The organism is Streptomyces sp. NBC_00259 (genome assembly GCF_036181745.1).
Taxonomy (GTDB): Bacteria; Actinomycetota; Actinomycetes; order Streptomycetales; family Streptomycetaceae; genus Streptomyces; species Streptomyces pratisoli.
Genome location: NZ_CP108080.1, coordinates 4,085,690 through 4,101,646, shown reverse-complemented (window position 1 = coordinate 4,101,646; position 15,957 = coordinate 4,085,690). Strand labels below are relative to the sequence as shown.

Sequence of the window (15,957 nt, the reverse complement as noted above, 5' to 3'; positions counted from 1 at the left end):
CAGCCCTGCCACGGCCCGGCCCAGGGGCCCGGTTCGAAGGATCGCTCGTCGATCGCCGGACCGGGCCCTTCGCCGTGGGTGCTCAGCGCCGCTTCACCGCGCGCAGGACCACGAACTTCGGGTTGCTCGCCACGGTCTCGCAGTTGCCGAAGAGCCGCCGCAGCTTGACGTGGTAGCCGAGGTGCCGGTTGCCGATCACCCACAGCTCACCTCCGGGGCGCAGTGCTCTGCGCGAGCCGCTGAACATGCGCCAGGACGTGCTGTCGGTCAGGGCGCGATGGGTGTGGAACGGCGGATTGTTCAGGACGAGGTCCACCGACTCGCGCTCCACTCCCGACAGCGCGTCACCGACCAGGAATCCGGCCTTGGCCGCCGGTCCCGCGTTCTCCCGGAACGTCGCCTCGGCGGAGGCGACGGCCTGGAACGACTCGTCCGTGAACACCACCTCGGCGTCCGGGTTCGCGACCGCCATCGCCGTACCGACCACACCGTTTCCGCAGCCCAGGTCCACGACCCGGAGCGGGCCGCGGCGGTGCGGAAGGTGCTGGAGGAGGAAGCGGGTGCCGATGTCGAGGTGCTCGGCGCAGAAGATGCCCGCGTGGTTGGTCACCGGCCGTCCCGACATCACCCCGATGTCGGTGGGCAGGTCGTAGCGGCGCGGCCAGGGATCGCCGGCGGGGGCGGATCCGAGCAGCGCGGGATCCGGGGTGCAGAAGATCAGCCGGGCCTTCTTCACGGCCAGCGAGGTCCGGGTCGGCCCGACGATCCGCTCGAACAGCTTCAGCGTGGAGGTGTGGATCTCCGTCACCATGCCCGTGCCGACGACGAGCGTGTCCGCGGTCAGCCGCGGCGCGAGGCGCCGCAGCTGGTCCTCCAGCAGCGCCAGGTTCTTGGGGACCCGGACCAGCAGGACGTCGATCCGGTCGGGCGGTGTGTCCTGCGTCGACAGCAGCCGTACGCCGGCGGCCTCGGCGGGGGTGCGGTTGCGGGCGAGATTGGCGCGGGTCGCCTGCTGGGTCAGATACGAGTCGCTGATCTGCGCGGGCCGGTGCTCGGCGGCGAGCGCCGTGACCAGGGCGCCCCAGCGGTCGCCGAGGACGACGACCGTGCCCGCGACGGCCTCGCCCTCCAGGTGGCGCAGCAGGTACTCGTCGGAGGCGTCCCAGGCACGGAGCTGGTCACGGGGGTCCTCGGGGAAGCGGGTGAGCCCGAGGTCGCCCCATGACGTGGTGAAGATGTTCATCGTGCTCTCAGGCTACGCGGCCGCCCCGGACAGCTCGGCCGCGCCGAAGGAGACGTCGAAGCGGTCGCACCAGATGCTGACGCTGGTGTACCTGTTCAGGTCGACACCGGCGGGCAGGGCGTAGTTCTGGTCGCCCTTGTTGCCCTTCAGCTCGCCGAGGCTGACGTACGCGCCGTCGTCGAAGACGTGCCAGCCGTCCTTGCCTTCCTTCACGGGCGCGTCGGTGAGCCAGACCCGCAGGGCGGGGCCGCTGCTGGTGTCCAGGCCCTCCAGCCGCAGGGTGCGGGAGCCGTCGGGCAGCTCGACGATCCTGACCTTGCCCTCGGTGGGGTGCTCATGGCTGATAAAGGTGCCCGAGGCCAGGACCTTCGGTCCGGCGGGAGAAGCCGGGGAATCCGGGGACGCAGGAGAGGACGGGGACACGGCCGCCGCCGGAAGCTCCTCCCGTACGGTCTCGTCCACCCACAGTTTCCAGGGCTGGAACCAGTACAGCCCGGCCGCGACGAGTAGCGTGCCGACGGCCAGACCGACGGAGATCGCTGATTTCTTCCTCATGGGTCCATTGAAGTCCAGCTGACGGGCTTCATGGGCGTTCGGGCCGGTGACGGAATCCTTACGGCGCGGCCGGCGCGGCCGGCGCGCCGGGGCCGCAGACGCCCTCGATGAGCACCGCGAGCTCGTCGTGCTCGTCCGCGGTGAGGTCGGTCAGCGGCGGGCGGACCGGTCCCGCGCCGTGTCCGGTGACGGTCATGCCCGCCTTCACGATGCTCACGGCGTATCCCGGCTGCCGGTTGCGGAGGGTGGTGTAGGGCAGGACGAAGTCGCCGAGCAGCTTGACGACGGTGTCGTGGCGGCGCTCGCGCACGGCGCGGTGGAAGTCCAGGGCGAGGTCGGGCAGGAAGTTGAAGATGGCGGACGAGTAGGTCGTGACGCCGAGTTCGAGATACGGCAGGGCGAAGGTCTCGGCGGTGGGCAGGCCGCCGATGTAGGTGAGCCGTTCGCCGAGGCGGGTGTAGATCCGGGTCATGGTGTCGATGTCGCCGACGCCGTCCTTGTAGCCGATGAGGTTCGGGCAGCTGTCGGCGAGCCGGGCGAGGGTGTCGGCGGTGTAGACGGCGTTGGCACGGCTGTAGACGATGACGCCGAGCGAGGTGGCGCGGCAGACGGCCTCGACATGGCGGGCCAGGCCCTCCTGTCCGGTCTCGGTGAGATACGGCGGGAAGAGCAGGATCCCGTCGGCGCCGGCGCGCTCCGCGGCGGCGGCGAACTCGACCGCGGTGCGGGTGCCGTAGCCGGCCGGGGCGAGGACCGGGGTGGACTCGGGCGCGGTCCGGGCCGCGGCGCGGACGACCTGCTCCACCTCGCCGGGGGTGAGCGAGAAGAACTCGCCGGTGCCGCCCGCGGCGAACAGGCCGCCGGTCTCGTACGCGGAGAGCCGGGCGATGTGGTCGCGGTAGGCGCTCTCGTCGAAGGCCAGGTCGGACGGTCTGAAGTGGGTCACCGGGAAGGACAGCAGCCCGGACCCGATGCGACGGCCGAGTTCGGCCGGGGTGAAGGACGTCATCTGCGTACTGCTCCAGAGGTGAAGGGGAAGGCGGCGGGTGGCTGAAGCGCTCCGGTGGAGAACCGGGCCGCGGTGGGCGGCGCGTCAGGCTCGGGTGCCGGTCTCGTACGTGGCCCGGGTCCAGGCGCGGGCCTGGTCGCTGAGGGTGATGCCGAGGCCGGGGCGGGAGGGGACGTGCATACGGCCGTCGCTGATGTGCAGGCGCTCATTGAAGAGCGGCTCCAGCCAGTCGAAGTGCTCCACCCACGGCTCGGAGGGGTAGGCGGCGGCCAGGTGGAGGTGGATCTCCATGGCGAAGTGCGGTGCGAGCTGCAGCTGGTGGTGGTCGGCGAGCGCGGCCAGCTTGAGGAACTGGGTGATGCCGCCGATGCGCGGGGCGTCGGGCTGGATGATGTCCGCGGCGCCGGTGCGGATCAGCTCCCAGTGCTCGGCGACGCTGGCGAGCATCTCGCCGGTGGCGACCGGCGTGTCCAGGGAGGCGGCGAGCGCGGCGTGGCCCTGGGCGTCGTACGCGTCCAGCGGCTCCTCGATCCATACGAGGCCGAACTCCTCCAGCGCCCGCCCCATGCGCTGGGCGGTGGGCCGGTCCCACTGCTGGTTGGCGTCGACCATGAGCGGCACGTCGTCGCCGACGTGCTCGCGCACGGCGGTCAGCCGGCGCAGGTCCTGCTTTCCGTCGGGGTGGCCCACCTTGATCTTCAGGCCGCTGATGCCGCTGGCGAGCGAGGCCGTGGCGTTCTCCAGCACCTCTTCGGTGGGGGTGTGCAGAAAGCCGCCGGAGGTGTTGTAGCAGCGCACGGAGTCCCGATGAGCGCCGAGGAGCTTGGCCAGCGGCAGGCCCGCGCGCTTGGCCTTGAGGTCCCACAGGGCGATGTCGAACGCGGCGACGGCCTGCGTGGCCAGTCCGCTGCGGCCCACCGAGGCTCCGGCCCAGACGAGCTTGGTCCAGAGCCTGCCGATGTCGCTGGGGTCCTCGCCGATCAGGTTCGGGGCGATCTCCTGGGCGTGGGCGAACTGGCCGGGGCCGCCGGCGCGCTTGGAGTAGCTGAAGCCGATGCCCTGGTGACCGGCCTCGGTGGCCAGCTCCACGAAGAGGAACGCGACCTCGGTCATGGGCTTCTGGCGCCCGGTCAGCACCTTCGCGTCGCTGACCGGGGTGGCCAGCGGCAGGGTCACCGAGGACAGCTTGATCCAGGAGATCGTGTCGAGCGTCGCCTCGCCCGCGCCGTGCGCGGCGTGCGCGGTCTTCGTGGTCGTCTGCGTCGTGGTCACCACATCGTGTCCCTGGGTGTGAGGCGGGGCGGTCCTTGCGTCGGTCACTCGACTACGCCTACGACGCTAAGGTCGGCGATTGATCCACGTCCAACATTAGTTTTGGATGTACTGATACCGGGAGGGCATGGTTGTTCACGCTGACGCAACTGACGAGCTTCGTCGCCGTCGCAGAGGAGCTGCACTTCACCCGGGCCGCCGAACGGCTCCGGATGACCCAGCCCCCACTGAGCCGGCAGATCCAGCTGCTGGAGAGCGAGCTGCGCGTCCAGCTCCTGGACCGCACCAACCGGTCCGTGCGGCTCACGCCCGCGGGACGCGCCTTCCTGAACGAGGCGCGCCGCATCCTGCGCCAGGCGGAGCACGCCGCCCTCGCCGTACGGCAGGTCTCCGCCGGGGAGGCCGGCGCCATCGCCATCGGCTTCACGGCGGCGAGCGCCTGCTCCACCCTCGGCAAGCTGCTCGGCATCGCCCGCGAGACCATGCCGGGCACCGAGATCGTGCTGCGCGAGATGGTCACCCGCGACCAGCTGGAGGCCCTCACCGAAGGCGCACTCGACCTCGGCATGGTGCGTCCGGCGGCGATCGGTCCCGATCTGGAGACCCGGCCGGCCATCCGGGAGGGCCTGCTCGCGGCCCTGCCCACCGGCCACCCGCTCACCGGCGGCGAGGAGCCGCTGCGGGTCGAGGACTTCGACGGGCAGGAGTTCCTGATGTACTCGCCCGTGGAGGCGCGCTACTTCCACGAGTTGCTGATCAGCGTCTTCCGCACCGCGCAGGTCGCGCCCGTCTTCATCCAGTACCTCAGCCAGGTCCACAGCATCCTGGCGATGGTCAACGCGGGCTGGGGCGTCGCGCTCGTCCCCGAGGCGGCGGCGCAGATGCGGTTCGCGGGCATCACCTTCAGGGCCGTCGCGCTGCCCGTGCCACAGCCGGTCGAGCTGAACCTGGTGTGGCGCAAGGCCAACGACAATCCCGCGCTGCACGCGCTGCTGCGTCATCTGTGAGGTGGTCCGGGCGCCGGTGATGCCGCCGCCCGGACACCGGTGATGCGCGAAAGGTATCGCAGCCTACAAAAGTCGATGTGGACGGGAATCGGAAGCGAACCTACGGTCGACACCCAGCCGCTGGTGCTGTGGTCCGGACCACACCGCTGCGGGAGCCGCCGACCGCACGACGCAGGAGACCGACCGTCATGACAGCACTCGACCGGCAGGACGAACCGGCCACCGCCGTCCGCACCGCATCAGCGACAGGCCGGCTCAGGTACGTGGTCCTGGCCATGCTGTTCCTCGTCACCACGATCAACTACGCGGACCGGGCCACGCTCTCGATCGCCGGTGACGCGATGCAGAAGGACCTCGGCATCAGCGCCGGCGAACTGGGCGTCCTCTTCTCCGCGTTCTCCTGGTCGTACCTCATCGCCCAGATACCCGGCGGCTGGCTGCTCGACCGCTACGGCTCGAAGAAGGTCTACGGCGCGGCGATCTTCCTCTGGTCCGTCTTCACCATGCTCCAGGGCGCCATCGGCTTCTTCACCGGCGCCGCCGTGGCCCTGCTGTTCGTTCTGCGCTTCGCCGTCGGCCTCGCGGAGGCGCCGTCCTTCCCCGGCAACTCCCGTATCGTCGCGGCCTGGTTCCCCACGAAGGAGCGCGGGTTCGCCGCCGCCCTGTTCAACTCCGCGCAGTACTTCGCGACCGTGGCCTTCGCCCCGCTCATGGGCTGGCTCGTGGTCTCCCTGGGCTGGGAGCACGTCTTCACCGTCGTCGGCGCCGTCGGCGTCGTGCTGGCGCTGGTCTGGACCCGGGTCATCCACCCGCCGCGCAGCCACCCGCGCATGACACGGGCCGAGCTCGACCACATCGGCGCCGGAGGCGCGCTGATCGACATGGACGAGTCCGCCGTGGGCGGCGAAGAGGCACCGAAGAGCGGCGCCGCCGACTCCGGCAGGCAGAACCTGCGCCACATCAGGGCGATGCTGAAGAACCGCACCATGCTCGGCGTCTTCGTCGGTCAGTACTTCATCAACACGATCACCTGGTTCTTCCTCACCTGGTTCCCCGTCTACCTGGTCCAGGAGCGCGGGATGACCATCCTGGAGGCCGGCTTCGTCGCCTCGCTGCCGGCGCTGTGCGGCTTCGCGGGCGGAGTGCTCGGCGGCTTCCTCTCCGACCTGCTCAACCGCCGCGGTGTCAGCCTCACCGCGGCCCGCAAACTCCCCATCGTCACGGGCCTGTTGCTGTCCACCGGCATCATCGTCTGCAACTACGTCACGGCGGACTGGCTCGTCGTGCTGATCATGTCCCTCTCCTTCTTCGGCAAGGGACTCGGAGCACTGGGCTGGGCCGTGATGGCGGACGTGTCCCCGAAGCAGATCGCGGGGCTCGCGGGCGGCGTGTTCAACACGTTCGGTGCGGTGGCGGGCATCGTCACACCGCTGGTGATCGGCTACATCCTCGACGCGACGGGCTCGTTCGACCTGGCGCTCGCGTTCGTCAGCGTGTGCGCGGCGATGGCGGTCGTCAGCTACGTCGTCATCGTCCAGGACATCGAGCGCCTGGACCTCGCGGAGATCCAGGCCGAGTCCGGGACCGGGCGGGCCTGACACCACCCGGACGGGCCGGGCACGGGGCCGGGGGGCGAAAGCCTCCGGCCCTTCGCCGGCCCGTCGCCAGCCCTTCGCTAGTCCTTCGCTAGCCCTTCGAGTCAGGCTTCCAGTCCTGGACGAGGAGCCCGAGCAGGACCTCGTCCATGAACTCGCCCAGCACCCAGGCCGAGGAGCGCAGTACGCCCTCGCGGACGAAGCCGTTGCGCTCGGCGGAGCGCAGCATCGCGGCGTTGTCCGACAGCGTCTCGATCTGCAGCCGCTGCAGGCCGCGCACGACGAAGCCGTAGTGGCACAGCACCGCGACCACGTCGGTGCCATAGCCCTTGCCGCGGGAGGACGGCAGCAGTCCCAGTCCGATGTGCGCGGACCGATTGTGAAGGTCGATGCCCCACAGCGTCGCGGTGCCGAGCAGCGTGCCGCCGTCCAACTCCACCACGGAGAACGGGACGTTCCCCTGCTCCGTGTCGTCCACGACCAGCCGCGCGTCGTCCGAGCCGGGCGTGATCGGCCGCCACGGCCGGCTGTCGGCCCGCGAGGAGTTGACCACGTCGTCGTAGAGCTCGGCCCGCAGGATCGGGATGTCATCCTCGTGCCTGGCCCGGAGTCCTACCTTGCCGCCCTTTAGCATGCAAGCTTCCTATCCGACCGGGCTCGCCGAGAGCAACCCGATTCGGCAACCGCGTCGGCGACTACGCGCCGCCCTCCTCCAGGTCCCCTTCCGTCTCCAGGAACACCTGGCGCAGGGCCTCGATCACCGCCGGGTCGGGCTTCTCCCACATGCCGCGGGACTCCGCCTCCAGCAGCCGCTCCGCGATTCCGTGCAGGGCCCAGGGGTTCGCCTGCTGGAGGAACTCGCGGTTCTCGGGGTCCAGGACGTACGCCTCGGTGAGCTTGTCGTACATCCAGTCGGCGACCACGCCGGTCGTGGCGTCGTAGCCGAACAAGTAGTCCACGGTCGCGGCGAGTTCGAAGGCGCCCTTGTAGCCGTGGCGGCGCATCGCCTCGATCCACTTGGGGTTGACGACCCGGGCGCGGAAGACGCGCGAGGTCTCCTCGACGAGGGTGCGGGTGCGGACCGTCTCGGGGCGGGTGGAGTCGCCGATGTACGCCTCGGGCGCGGTCCCGCGCAGGGCACGCACGGTGGCGACCATGCCGCCGTGGTACTGGAAGTAGTCGTCGGAGTCGGCGATGTCGTGCTCGCGGGTGTCCGTGTTCTTCGCCGCGACCGCGATCCGCTTGTACGCCGTCTCCATGTCGTCGCGGGCCGGGCGGCCTTCGAGGCCCCGGCCGTACGCATAGCCGCCCCACACCGTGTAGACCTCGGCGAGGTCGGCGTCGGTGCGCCAGTCGCGGGAGTCGATGAGCTGGAGCAGTCCCGCGCCGTACGTACCCGGCCGGGAGCCGAAGATACGGGTGGTGGCGCGGCGTTCGTCGCCGTGGGCGGCGAGGTCGGCCTGGGCGTGGGCCCGTACGAAGTTGTCGGCGGCGGGCTCGTCGAGCGAGGCGGCCAGCCGGACGGCGTCGTCGAGGAGACCGATGACGTGCGGGAAGGCGTCCCGGAAGAAGCCGGAGATACGGAGGGTCACGTCGATGCGCGGGCGGCCCAGCTCGGCGAGCGGGATCGGCTCCAGGCCGTTGACGCGGCGCGAGGCGTCGTCCCAGACCGGGCGGACGCCGAGCAGCGCCATCGCCTCCGCCACGTCGTCGCCCGCCGTGCGCATCGCGCTCGTACCCCACAGGGAGAGGCCGACGGAGGAGGGCCAGTCGCCGTTGTCGGTGCGGTAGCGGGTGAGCAGGGACTCGGCGAGTGCCTGGCCGGTCTCCCAGGCGAGGCGGGAGGGCACGGCCTTGGGGTCGACGGAGTAGAAGTTGCGGCCCGTCGGCAGGACGTTGACGAGGCCGCGCAGCGGCGATCCTGAGGGTCCGGCCGGTACGAAGCCGCCGTTCAACGCATGGACGGCGTGGTCGAGTTCGTCGGTCGTCGCGGCGAGGCGCGGAACGACCTCACGGGCGGCGAAGTCGAGGATGTCGGCGACGGCCTGCCCGTGCCCCTGGGACACGGAGGCGACGGCGGCCGGATTCCAGTCGGCCGCCTCCATCGCCTCGACCAGCGCGCGGGCGGCCGCCTCCGCCTCGTCGGCGGTGGTGCGGGTCGCGGCCGACTCGTCGAGGCCGAGGGCTTCGCGCAGTCCGGGCAGGGCCGTCGCACCGCCCCAGATCTGGCGGGCACGGAGGATGGAGAGGACCAGGTTGACCCGCTCGGGGCCGGTGGGGGCGCCGCCGAGGACATGCAGACCGTCGCGGATCTGGGCGTCCTTGACCTCGCACAGCCAGCCGTCGACGTGCAGCAGGAAGTCGTCGAAGCCGTCGTCGTCGGGGCGGTCGTCCAGGCCGAGGTCGTGGTCGAGCTTCGCGGCCTGGATCAAGGTCCAGATCTGGGCGCGGATGGCGGGGAGCTTCGCCGGGTCCATCGAGGAGATCTGCGCGTACTCGTCGAGCAGTTGCTCCAGGCGCGCGATGTCGCCGTAGGAGTCGGCGCGGGCCATCGGCGGGACGAGGTGGTCGATGAGGGTGGCGTGCACCCGGCGCTTGGCCTGGGTGCCCTCGCCCGGGTCGTTGACGAGGAAGGGGTAGATGAGCGGCAGATCACCGAGTGCGGCGTCGGGTGCGCAGGCGGCGGACAGTCCGGCGTTCTTGCCGGGCAGCCACTCCAGGTTGCCGTGCTTGCCGAGGTGGATCATCGCGTCGGCGCCGAAGCCCCTGTCCGACGCGGCGGCCGCGATCCAGCGGTAGGCGGCGAGGTAGTGGTGCGAGGGCGGCAGATCGGGGTCGTGGTAGATCGCGATCGGGTTCTCGCCGAAGCCGCGCGGCGGCTGGATGACGATCAGCAGGTTGCCGCGCCGCAGGGCCGCCAGGACGATGTCGCCCTCGGGGTTGCGGGAGCGGTCCAGGAACATCTCGCCGGGCGCGGGGCCCCAGTGCTCCTCGACGTGCTCGCGCAACTCCGCGGGCAGGGTCGCGTACCAGCGCCGGTAGTCGGCGGCCGGGATACGGACGGGGTTGCGGGCGAGCTGTTCCTCGGTGAGCCAGTCCTGGTCGTGGCCGCCGGCCTCGATGAGCGCGCGGATCAGCTCGTCGCCGTCGCCGGAGACAAAGCCGGGGATCTCGTCCGTGCCGAAGTCGTAGCCCTCGTCGCGGAGTCGGCGCAGCAGCGTGACGGCGGACGCGGGGGTGTCGAGGCCGACCGCGTTGCCGATGCGGGAGTGCTTCGTCGGGTACGCGGACAGGACGAGCGCGATGCGCTTCTCGGCGTTCGGGATGTGGCGGAGCCGGGCGTGGCGTACCGCGATCCCGGCGACGCGGGCCGCGCGCTCGGGGTCGGCGACATAGGCCGGGAGGCCGTCCTCGTCGATCTCCTTGAAGGAGAACGGGACGGTGATCAGTCGCCCGTCGAACTCGGGCACGGCGACCTGGCTGGCGGCGTCCAGCGGGGACAGGCCCTCGTCGTTCTCCTCCCAGGCGCTGCGCGACCCGGTCAGACACAGCGCCTGGAGCACGGGCACGTCGAGCGCGGCGAGCGCGCCCGCGTCCCATGCCTCGTCGTCGCCGCCGGCCTGCGCCTCGGCGGGCCTCGTGCCGCCGGCGGCGAGGACCGTGGTCACGACGGCGTCGGCGCCGCCGAGCCGGTCGACCAGCTCGGGCTCGGGGGCGCGGAGCGAGGCGACGTAGAGGGGAAGGGCCTGGCCGCCCGCGTCCTCGATGGCGTCGCAGAGGGCGCCGACGAAGGCGGTGTTGCCGCTCATGTGGTGGGCGCGGTAGTAGAGCACGGCGATCGTGGGGCCGGTCGTGCCGCGCGGGGCGCGGTCGAGGGGGCCCCAGGTGGGGGCGGGAGCCGGGGGCTCGAAGCCGTGGCCGGTGAGCAGGACCGTGTCGGACAGGAACCGGGCGAGCTGCTCCAGGTTGTCCGGGCCGCCGTGTGCGAGGTAGGCGTGCGCCTCGGCCGCGATGCCGATGGGGACGGTGGAGGCCTCCATCAGCTGGGCGTCCGGAGCCTGTTCGCCGGTGAGCACGACGACGGGCCGGTCGTGGGCGAGTACCGCGTCGATCCACTCCTGCCAGGCGCGGATGCCGCCGAGGAGGCGTACGACGACGAGGGCGGTGCCCTCGAGGAGCTCGGGCAGCTCGTCGAGGCGCAGGCGGGAGGGGTTCGCGAAGCGGTACGGAACCGGTCCCGCGGCCGCGCGGGCGCTGAGCAGGTCCGTGTCGGAGGTCGACAGCAGCAGGATCGTGGGCGTCGCCGGGGGCGTCGTCGCGTGCGTCATCGCGTGCGCAGGCCTTCCTCGGGGTTTCCGCGCCCCGGGTGGTCGTCGTCGGCGGGAGTTCCTGACTCACCCGGCCTCCGTGTCGAGGCCCGGTTCACAGTGGCGGGACCGCGCCGGAATCTCACCGGGCTTCCTCCCTAGGGTCCTGGGACCCTGTGCCGTCTGCATAGTAGAGGCTGCCTGCGCCGTGGGTATGCTCGCGGCCATGCCGCCCACACCCACAACCCCGGCGGACCCGGGCGAACCTCGCATACGGGACCGAGGTGACGCCTGCCCCGGCGCGCTGCGGCTGCACGCGGCGGACGACGGACGACTGGCCCGACTCCGCGTACCCGCAGGGCTTCTGACGTCGCATCAGCTCATGGTGCTGGCCGATGCGGCGGAGCGACTGGGCGACGGTGCGGTCAGCATCACGTCCCGGGGGAACGTGGAACTGCGCGGCCTCGCCGACGGATGCGGGGCGGAGCTCGCGGGGCTGCTGCGGGAGTCCGGCCTGTTGCCGTCCGACACCCATGAGCGGGTGCGCAATGTCGTGGCCTCGCCACTGGCCGGACTCGACGGACTCGGCTGTGGCGACGTGCAGTTGTGGGCGCGGGAGCTGGACGCGCTGCTGTGCGCGAACGGCTGGGCGGCGCGGCTCTCCGGCCGTTTCCTGTTCGCCCTGGACGACGGGCGGGGGGATGTGGCGGGGCTCGGCGCGGATGTGACGTTGCTCGCAGAGGCGGGAGGTTCGGCGGTCCTGCGGGTGGGCGCCGCCGCCTTCCGCGTACGCGCGGCCGACGCGGCGCGGGCCGCGCTGGCGGCGGCGGGCGCGTTCCTGGAAGCGGCGTCGGACACGGGCGCGTGGCGGGTACGGGAACTGCCGACGGACCGGGAGCCCGCGCTGGGGGCGCACCTGGAACGAGCGGGCGTCCCGGCGGAGACCCGGCCCCCGGACCCCGGCGTCCGCGACACCATCGATGCCGTGCGGGCGGGACCTCTGCCGGGGATCGTGAAGGGGCCCGGCGGCTGGTCCCTTTCCGTGGCCGCGCCGCTCGGGCGGCTCGGCGTCGCACAACTGCGGGACCTTCTCCCCGCTCCGGGCGGCGAGGTGCGGCTCACCCCGTGGCGCGGGGTCGTCGTGCCCGGGTTCGGCAGCCGGGACGCGGCCGGGGCCCGGCTCGGGCGGCTCGCCGACGCGGGGTTCGTCACGGACGCCGGCTCCCCCTGGTACGGGGTCGGCGCCTGCACCGGCCGCCCCGGGTGCGCCAAGTCGCTGGCCGACGTACGGGCCGACGCGACGGCGGGCGCCCGGGCCGGCACTGCTGCCCGCCACGGCGGACCGCCCGTGTACTGGTCCGGCTGCGAGCGCCGCTGCGGCCGGCCCCACGGCGCGTACCTGGACGTCGTGGCCACGGCCGACGGCACGTACCGCGTCACCGAGCCGTTCTCCGGCACCGGCACCGGCACCACCTCCACTTCCACTTCCGCCGCCGCCCAGACCTCCGCCACCGCCACCGACCCGACCGACACCCGGGCCCAGGACCGTACGAGTACGACGAAATGAGCGAGACCACAGTGTTCGACTACGAGAAGGACGGCGCGGAGATCTACCGCCAGTCCTTCGCCACGATCCGCGCCGAGGCCGACCTCGCCGCGCTGCCCGCCGACGTCAGCCAGGTCGCGGTGCGGATGATCCACGCCTGCGGCATGGTCGACCTCGTCCGCGATCTCGCGTACTCGCCCGCCGTCGTGGCCCGCGCCCGCGCGGCCCTGCGCGCCGGTGCGCCGATCCTCTGCGACGCGCAGATGGTCGCGAGCGGTGTCACCCGCAAGCGGCTGCCCGCCGACAACGAGGTGATATGCACGCTGTCGGACCCCTCCGTGCCCGCGCTCGCCGCGGACCTCGGAACGACCCGCAGCGCCGCCGCCCTCGAACTGTGGCGCGACCGGATGGAGGGCTCGGTCGTCGCCGTCGGCAACGCGCCCACGGCTCTCTTCCGGCTCCTGGAGATGATCGACGAGGGAGCGCCCCGCCCGGCGGCCGTCATCGGCGTCCCGGTGGGCTTCATCGGCGCCGCCGAGTCCAAGGACGCCCTCGCCGGACACGGCGGCGGCATCGAGCACCTGGTGGTACGGGGGCGCCGCGGCGGCAGCGCCATGGCCGCGGCAGCGATCAACGCGATAGCGAGTGAGGCAGAGTGAGCACGCAGCAGGTCGGCCGACTGTACGGAGTCGGGCTGGGTCCCGGCGACCCGTCCCTGATGACCCTGCGAGCGGTCGAAGTCATCGCCGAGGCCGACGTCGTGGCGTACCACAGCGCCCGCCACGGCCGGTCCATCGCGCGCTCCATCGTGGCGAAGCACCTGCGCTCCGACCACATCGAGGAGCGGCTGATGTACCCGATCACGGTCGAGACCACCGACCATCCCGGCGGGTACCGCGGCGCGCTCGACGACTTCTACGAGGAGGCGGCCGAGCGGCTCGCGGCGCACCTCGACGCCGGGCGGACCGTGGCCGTGCTCGCCGAGGGCGATCCGCTCTTCTACGGCTCGTACCAGCACATGCACAAGCGGCTGGCCCATCGCTATCCGACCGAGGTGATCCCCGGGGTCACCTCGGTGAGCGCGGCGGCCGCACGGCTCGGGGAGCCGCTGTGCGAGGCCGAGGAAGTACTGACGATCATCCCGGGCACACTGCCCGAGGAGGAGCTGACGGCCCGCCTCGCCGCCACCGACTCCGCGGTGGTGATGAAGCTGGGGCGCACCTTCCCCGCCGTGCGGCGTGCGCTGCACCGGGCAGGGCGGCTGGACGACGCGCGGTACGTCGAGCGCGCCACGATGGACGGCGAGCGCACCGAGCGGCTGGCGGACGTGGACCCGGAGTCGGTGCCGTACTTCTCGGTGGCGGTGCTGCCGAGCCGTATCGACGCCGTGCCGCCCGCCGCGCGTCCCCGGGGCGAGGTCGTGGTCGTCGGCACCGGCCCGGCCGGGCCGCTGTGGCTGACGCCGCAGACGCGGGGAGCGCTGGCGGGCGCCGACGACCTGGTGGGCTACACGACCTACCTCGACCGGGTGCCGGTACGGGCCGGGCAGCGACGCCACGGCTCCGACAACAAGGTGGAGTCGGAACGCGCCGAGTTCGCGCTGGACCTCGCACGGCGGGGGCGGCGCGTGGCCGTGGTGTCGGGCGGCGACCCCGGCGTCTTCGCCATGGCCACGGCGGTGCTGGAGGTCGCCTCCCAGGAGGCGTACGCGGACGTGCCCGTACGTGTCCTGCCGGGCGTCACCGCGGCGAACGCGGCGGCGGCCAGGGCCGGGGCCCCGCTGGGCCACGACTACGCCACGATCTCCCTCTCCGACCGGCTCAAGCCGTGGGAGGTCGTCGAGGAACGCCTGCGCGCGGCGGCCGCGGCCGATCTCGTGCTCGCCCTCTACAACCCGGGCTCGCGCAGCCGCAACTGGCAGGTGGCGAAGGCCCGCGAGGTGCTCCTGGCCCATCGTGCCGCGGACACCCCGGTCGTCGTCGCCCGCGACGTCGGCGGTCCGGAGGAGAGCGTACGGATCGTCCGCCTCGCCGAACTCGACCCGGCGGTCGTCGACATGAGGACGCTGCTGCTGGTCGGCTCGTCACAGACGCGGACCGTGGCGCGGGGCGACGGCACGACGGTGGCCTGGACTCCGCGGACGTATCCGGACTGAGCGGGCGGGAGCCGAGGACAGGAGCCGGAGGCGGGGTCCAGGGCCGGAGCCGGGGGCGAAAGTCCCCGGTTCGTCCGGGCTTGGGAGAGATCCGTCAGGGCTTCGGGGTGGTGAGGTCCGGGGTGGCGGTCCCCGGTCCCGCCGACGTGCTGCGTCCCACGATCGTGCCCGCCCGGTCGATGCACACCACGTCCACCGTGACCGGCGCACCTCGGAGCACCGCGAGCGCCTGGTCGCGGGCGGCCAGGGCCACGAGGTCGCCGAGTGGCACGCCGCGGGCGGCGCACAACTGGAGTGCCGCGAGGCCGGTGTTGGCGGTGGCCACCTCCGCCGCCAGTTCCTCGTCCGCGCCGCCCGCCCGTGCGAGCTCCGCGAGGAAACCCTTGTCGACCTGGGAGCGGGCGGAGTGCAGATCCAGGTGCCCGGCGGCGAGTTTCGACAGCTTGGCGAAGCCGCCGCAGACGGTGAGCCGGTCGACCGGGTGCCTGCGTACGTACTTGAGCACCGCGCCGGCGAAGTCGCCCATGTCGAGCAGGGCGTCCTCCGGGAGGCCGTAGAGCCCCACGACCGTCTTCTCCGACGTCGATCCAGTGCACCCGGCGACATGGGTACGGCCCGCCGCCCGCGCCACGTCGACGCCTCGGCGGATCGAGTCGATCCAGGCCGAGCAGGAGTAGGGGACGACGATCCCGGTCGTGCCGAGGACGGACAGTCCGCCGAGGATGCCGAGGCGCGGGTTCCACGTGGAACGGGCGATCTCCTCGCCGTGGTCGACGGAGACGGTGATCTCGGCGTCCCCGGTGCCGCGGTGACGGGCCGCGACCCGCGCCACGTGGTCGCGCATCATCTGGCGCGGCACGGGGTTGATCGCGGGCTCGCCGACGTCGAGGGGCAGCCCGGGGCGGGTGACGGTGCCGACGCCGGGCCCGGCCCGGAACACCACACCGGAACCGGGCGGCAGGATCCGTACCGTCGCCCGGACCAGCGCGCCGTGGGTGACGTCCGGGTCGTCGCCGGCGTCCTTCACGACGGCCGCCATCGCGTACTCGGCCGTCAGCTCCTCCGCGGCCAGCGCGAACGCCGGCGTCTGCCCCTTCGGCAGCGTGATCGTCACCGGGTCGGGGAAGTCGCCGGTGAGCAGCGCGGTGTACGCGGCGGTCGTCGCGGCGGTCGCACAGGCGCCGGTGGTCCAGCCGGAGCGGAGACCGGTGTGCTTGAGTTGGGCGCTGCGCCCGCCCGCGGCCGTCGGCTCACCCATGGAGGTCCCC

12 protein-coding genes and 1 riboswitch are annotated in these 15,957 nt (G+C 72.4%); of the genes, 5 read left to right on the top strand and 7 right to left on the bottom strand.

The window, feature by feature from the left end:
* Window positions 1–82: 82 nt before the first annotated feature.
* The 4 genes from OG766_RS18430 to OG766_RS18415 form a co-directional block, all read right to left on the bottom strand.
* A complete protein-coding gene (locus OG766_RS18430; RefSeq protein ID WP_328725794.1) occupies window positions 83–1,243 on the bottom strand; it encodes a methyltransferase in 1,161 nt (386 codons plus the stop codon).
* Between the two features lie 12 nt (window positions 1,244–1,255).
* Window positions 1,256–1,798 (bottom strand): DM13 domain-containing protein, encoded by a 543-nt coding sequence (locus tag OG766_RS18425; protein ID WP_328725793.1) that lies wholly within the window; start codon window positions 1,796–1,798, stop codon window positions 1,256–1,258.
* A 58-nt stretch (window positions 1,799–1,856) separates the two neighbouring features.
* Window positions 1,857–2,807, bottom strand: coding sequence for a 5-dehydro-4-deoxyglucarate dehydratase (gene kdgD, locus OG766_RS18420; RefSeq protein WP_328725792.1), 951 nt, complete (start codon window positions 2,805–2,807; stop codon window positions 1,857–1,859).
* An 84-nt stretch (window positions 2,808–2,891) separates the two neighbouring features.
* Window positions 2,892–4,082, bottom strand: coding sequence for an L-talarate/galactarate dehydratase (locus OG766_RS18415; RefSeq protein WP_328725791.1), 1,191 nt, complete (start codon window positions 4,080–4,082; stop codon window positions 2,892–2,894).
* Window positions 4,083–4,210: 128 nt separating this feature from the next.
* Between OG766_RS18415 and OG766_RS18410 the strand changes: the two genes are divergently transcribed.
* Window positions 4,211–5,086: a LysR substrate-binding domain-containing protein gene (locus OG766_RS18410; RefSeq protein ID WP_266380658.1), complete on the top strand. Its 876-nt coding sequence runs from the start codon at window positions 4,211–4,213 to the stop codon at window positions 5,084–5,086.
* A 188-nt stretch (window positions 5,087–5,274) separates the two neighbouring features.
* The gene (locus tag OG766_RS18405) at window positions 5,275–6,684 is read left to right on the top strand and encodes an MFS transporter (protein WP_328725790.1); all 1,410 of its coding nucleotides are present in this window, start codon (window positions 5,275–5,277) and stop codon (window positions 6,682–6,684) included.
* Between the two features lie 88 nt (window positions 6,685–6,772).
* Here the strand turns inward: OG766_RS18405 and OG766_RS18400 are convergent, their stop codons facing one another.
* A complete protein-coding gene (locus tag OG766_RS18400) occupies window positions 6,773–7,315 on the bottom strand; it encodes a GNAT family N-acetyltransferase (RefSeq protein WP_266380654.1) in 543 nt (180 codons plus the stop codon).
* 61 nt (window positions 7,316–7,376) lie between these two features.
* Window positions 7,377–11,009 carry a cobaltochelatase subunit CobN gene (gene cobN, locus OG766_RS18395; protein WP_328725789.1) on the bottom strand — a complete coding sequence of 1,211 codons (3,633 nt, stop codon included), beginning with the start codon at window positions 11,007–11,009 and terminating at the stop codon, window positions 7,377–7,379.
* A 37-nt stretch (window positions 11,010–11,046) separates the two neighbouring features.
* A riboswitch (cobalamin riboswitch) is annotated at window positions 11,047–11,183 on the bottom strand.
* A 19-nt stretch (window positions 11,184–11,202) separates the two neighbouring features.
* Between cobN and OG766_RS18390 the strand changes: the two genes are divergently transcribed.
* Genes OG766_RS18390 through OG766_RS18380 form a run of 3 tightly spaced genes read left to right on the top strand, consistent with a single transcriptional unit; the run spans window position 11,203 to window position 14,689 of the window.
* On the top strand, window positions 11,203–12,555 hold the full coding sequence (locus tag OG766_RS18390; protein ID WP_443045608.1) for a cobalamin biosynthesis protein CobG: 1,353 nt from the start codon (window positions 11,203–11,205) through the stop codon (window positions 12,553–12,555).
* The gene (locus tag OG766_RS18385; RefSeq protein WP_266380646.1) at window positions 12,552–13,193 is read left to right on the top strand and encodes a precorrin-8X methylmutase; all 642 of its coding nucleotides are present in this window, start codon (window positions 12,552–12,554) and stop codon (window positions 13,191–13,193) included. Before OG766_RS18390 ends, OG766_RS18385 begins: the two co-directional genes overlap by 4 nt.
* On the top strand, window positions 13,190–14,689 hold the full coding sequence (locus tag OG766_RS18380; RefSeq protein ID WP_266380643.1) for a precorrin-2 C(20)-methyltransferase: 1,500 nt from the start codon (window positions 13,190–13,192) through the stop codon (window positions 14,687–14,689). Before OG766_RS18385 ends, OG766_RS18380 begins: the two co-directional genes overlap by 4 nt.
* A gap of 94 nt (window positions 14,690–14,783) precedes the next feature.
* On the opposite strand, the gene OG766_RS18375 is transcribed toward OG766_RS18380, so the two are convergent.
* Entirely contained in the window at window positions 14,784–15,947 is a 1,164-nt protein-coding gene (locus tag OG766_RS18375; RefSeq protein ID WP_328725787.1) for a cobalt-precorrin-5B (C(1))-methyltransferase, read from the bottom strand.
* Between the last annotated feature and the right edge of the window lie 10 nt (window positions 15,948–15,957).

Bases quoted from the DNA above. Each gene is read 5' to 3' on its own strand.
- OG766_RS18425 (WP_328725793.1), bottom strand. From the start codon at position 1,798: ATGAGGAAGAAATCAGCGATCTCCGTCGGTCTGGCCGTCGGCACGCTA.
- OG766_RS18390 (WP_443045608.1), top strand. From the start codon at position 11,203: ATGCTCGCGGCCATGCCGCCCACACCCACAACCCCGGCGGACCCGGGC.
- OG766_RS18400 (WP_266380654.1), bottom strand. From the start codon at position 7,315: ATGCTAAAGGGCGGCAAGGTAGGACTCCGGGCCAGGCACGAGGATGAC.
- kdgD (WP_328725792.1), bottom strand. From the start codon at position 2,807: ATGACGTCCTTCACCCCGGCCGAACTCGGCCGTCGCATCGGGTCCGGG.
- OG766_RS18430 (WP_328725794.1), bottom strand. From the start codon at position 1,243: ATGAACATCTTCACCACGTCATGGGGCGACCTCGGGCTCACCCGCTTC.
- OG766_RS18385 (WP_266380646.1), top strand. From the start codon at position 12,552: ATGAGCGAGACCACAGTGTTCGACTACGAGAAGGACGGCGCGGAGATC.
- OG766_RS18375 (WP_328725787.1), bottom strand. From the start codon at position 15,947: ATGGGTGAGCCGACGGCCGCGGGCGGGCGCAGCGCCCAACTCAAGCAC.
- cobN (WP_328725789.1), bottom strand. From the start codon at position 11,009: ATGACGCACGCGACGACGCCCCCGGCGACGCCCACGATCCTGCTGCTG.
- OG766_RS18405 (WP_328725790.1), top strand. From the start codon at position 5,275: ATGACAGCACTCGACCGGCAGGACGAACCGGCCACCGCCGTCCGCACC.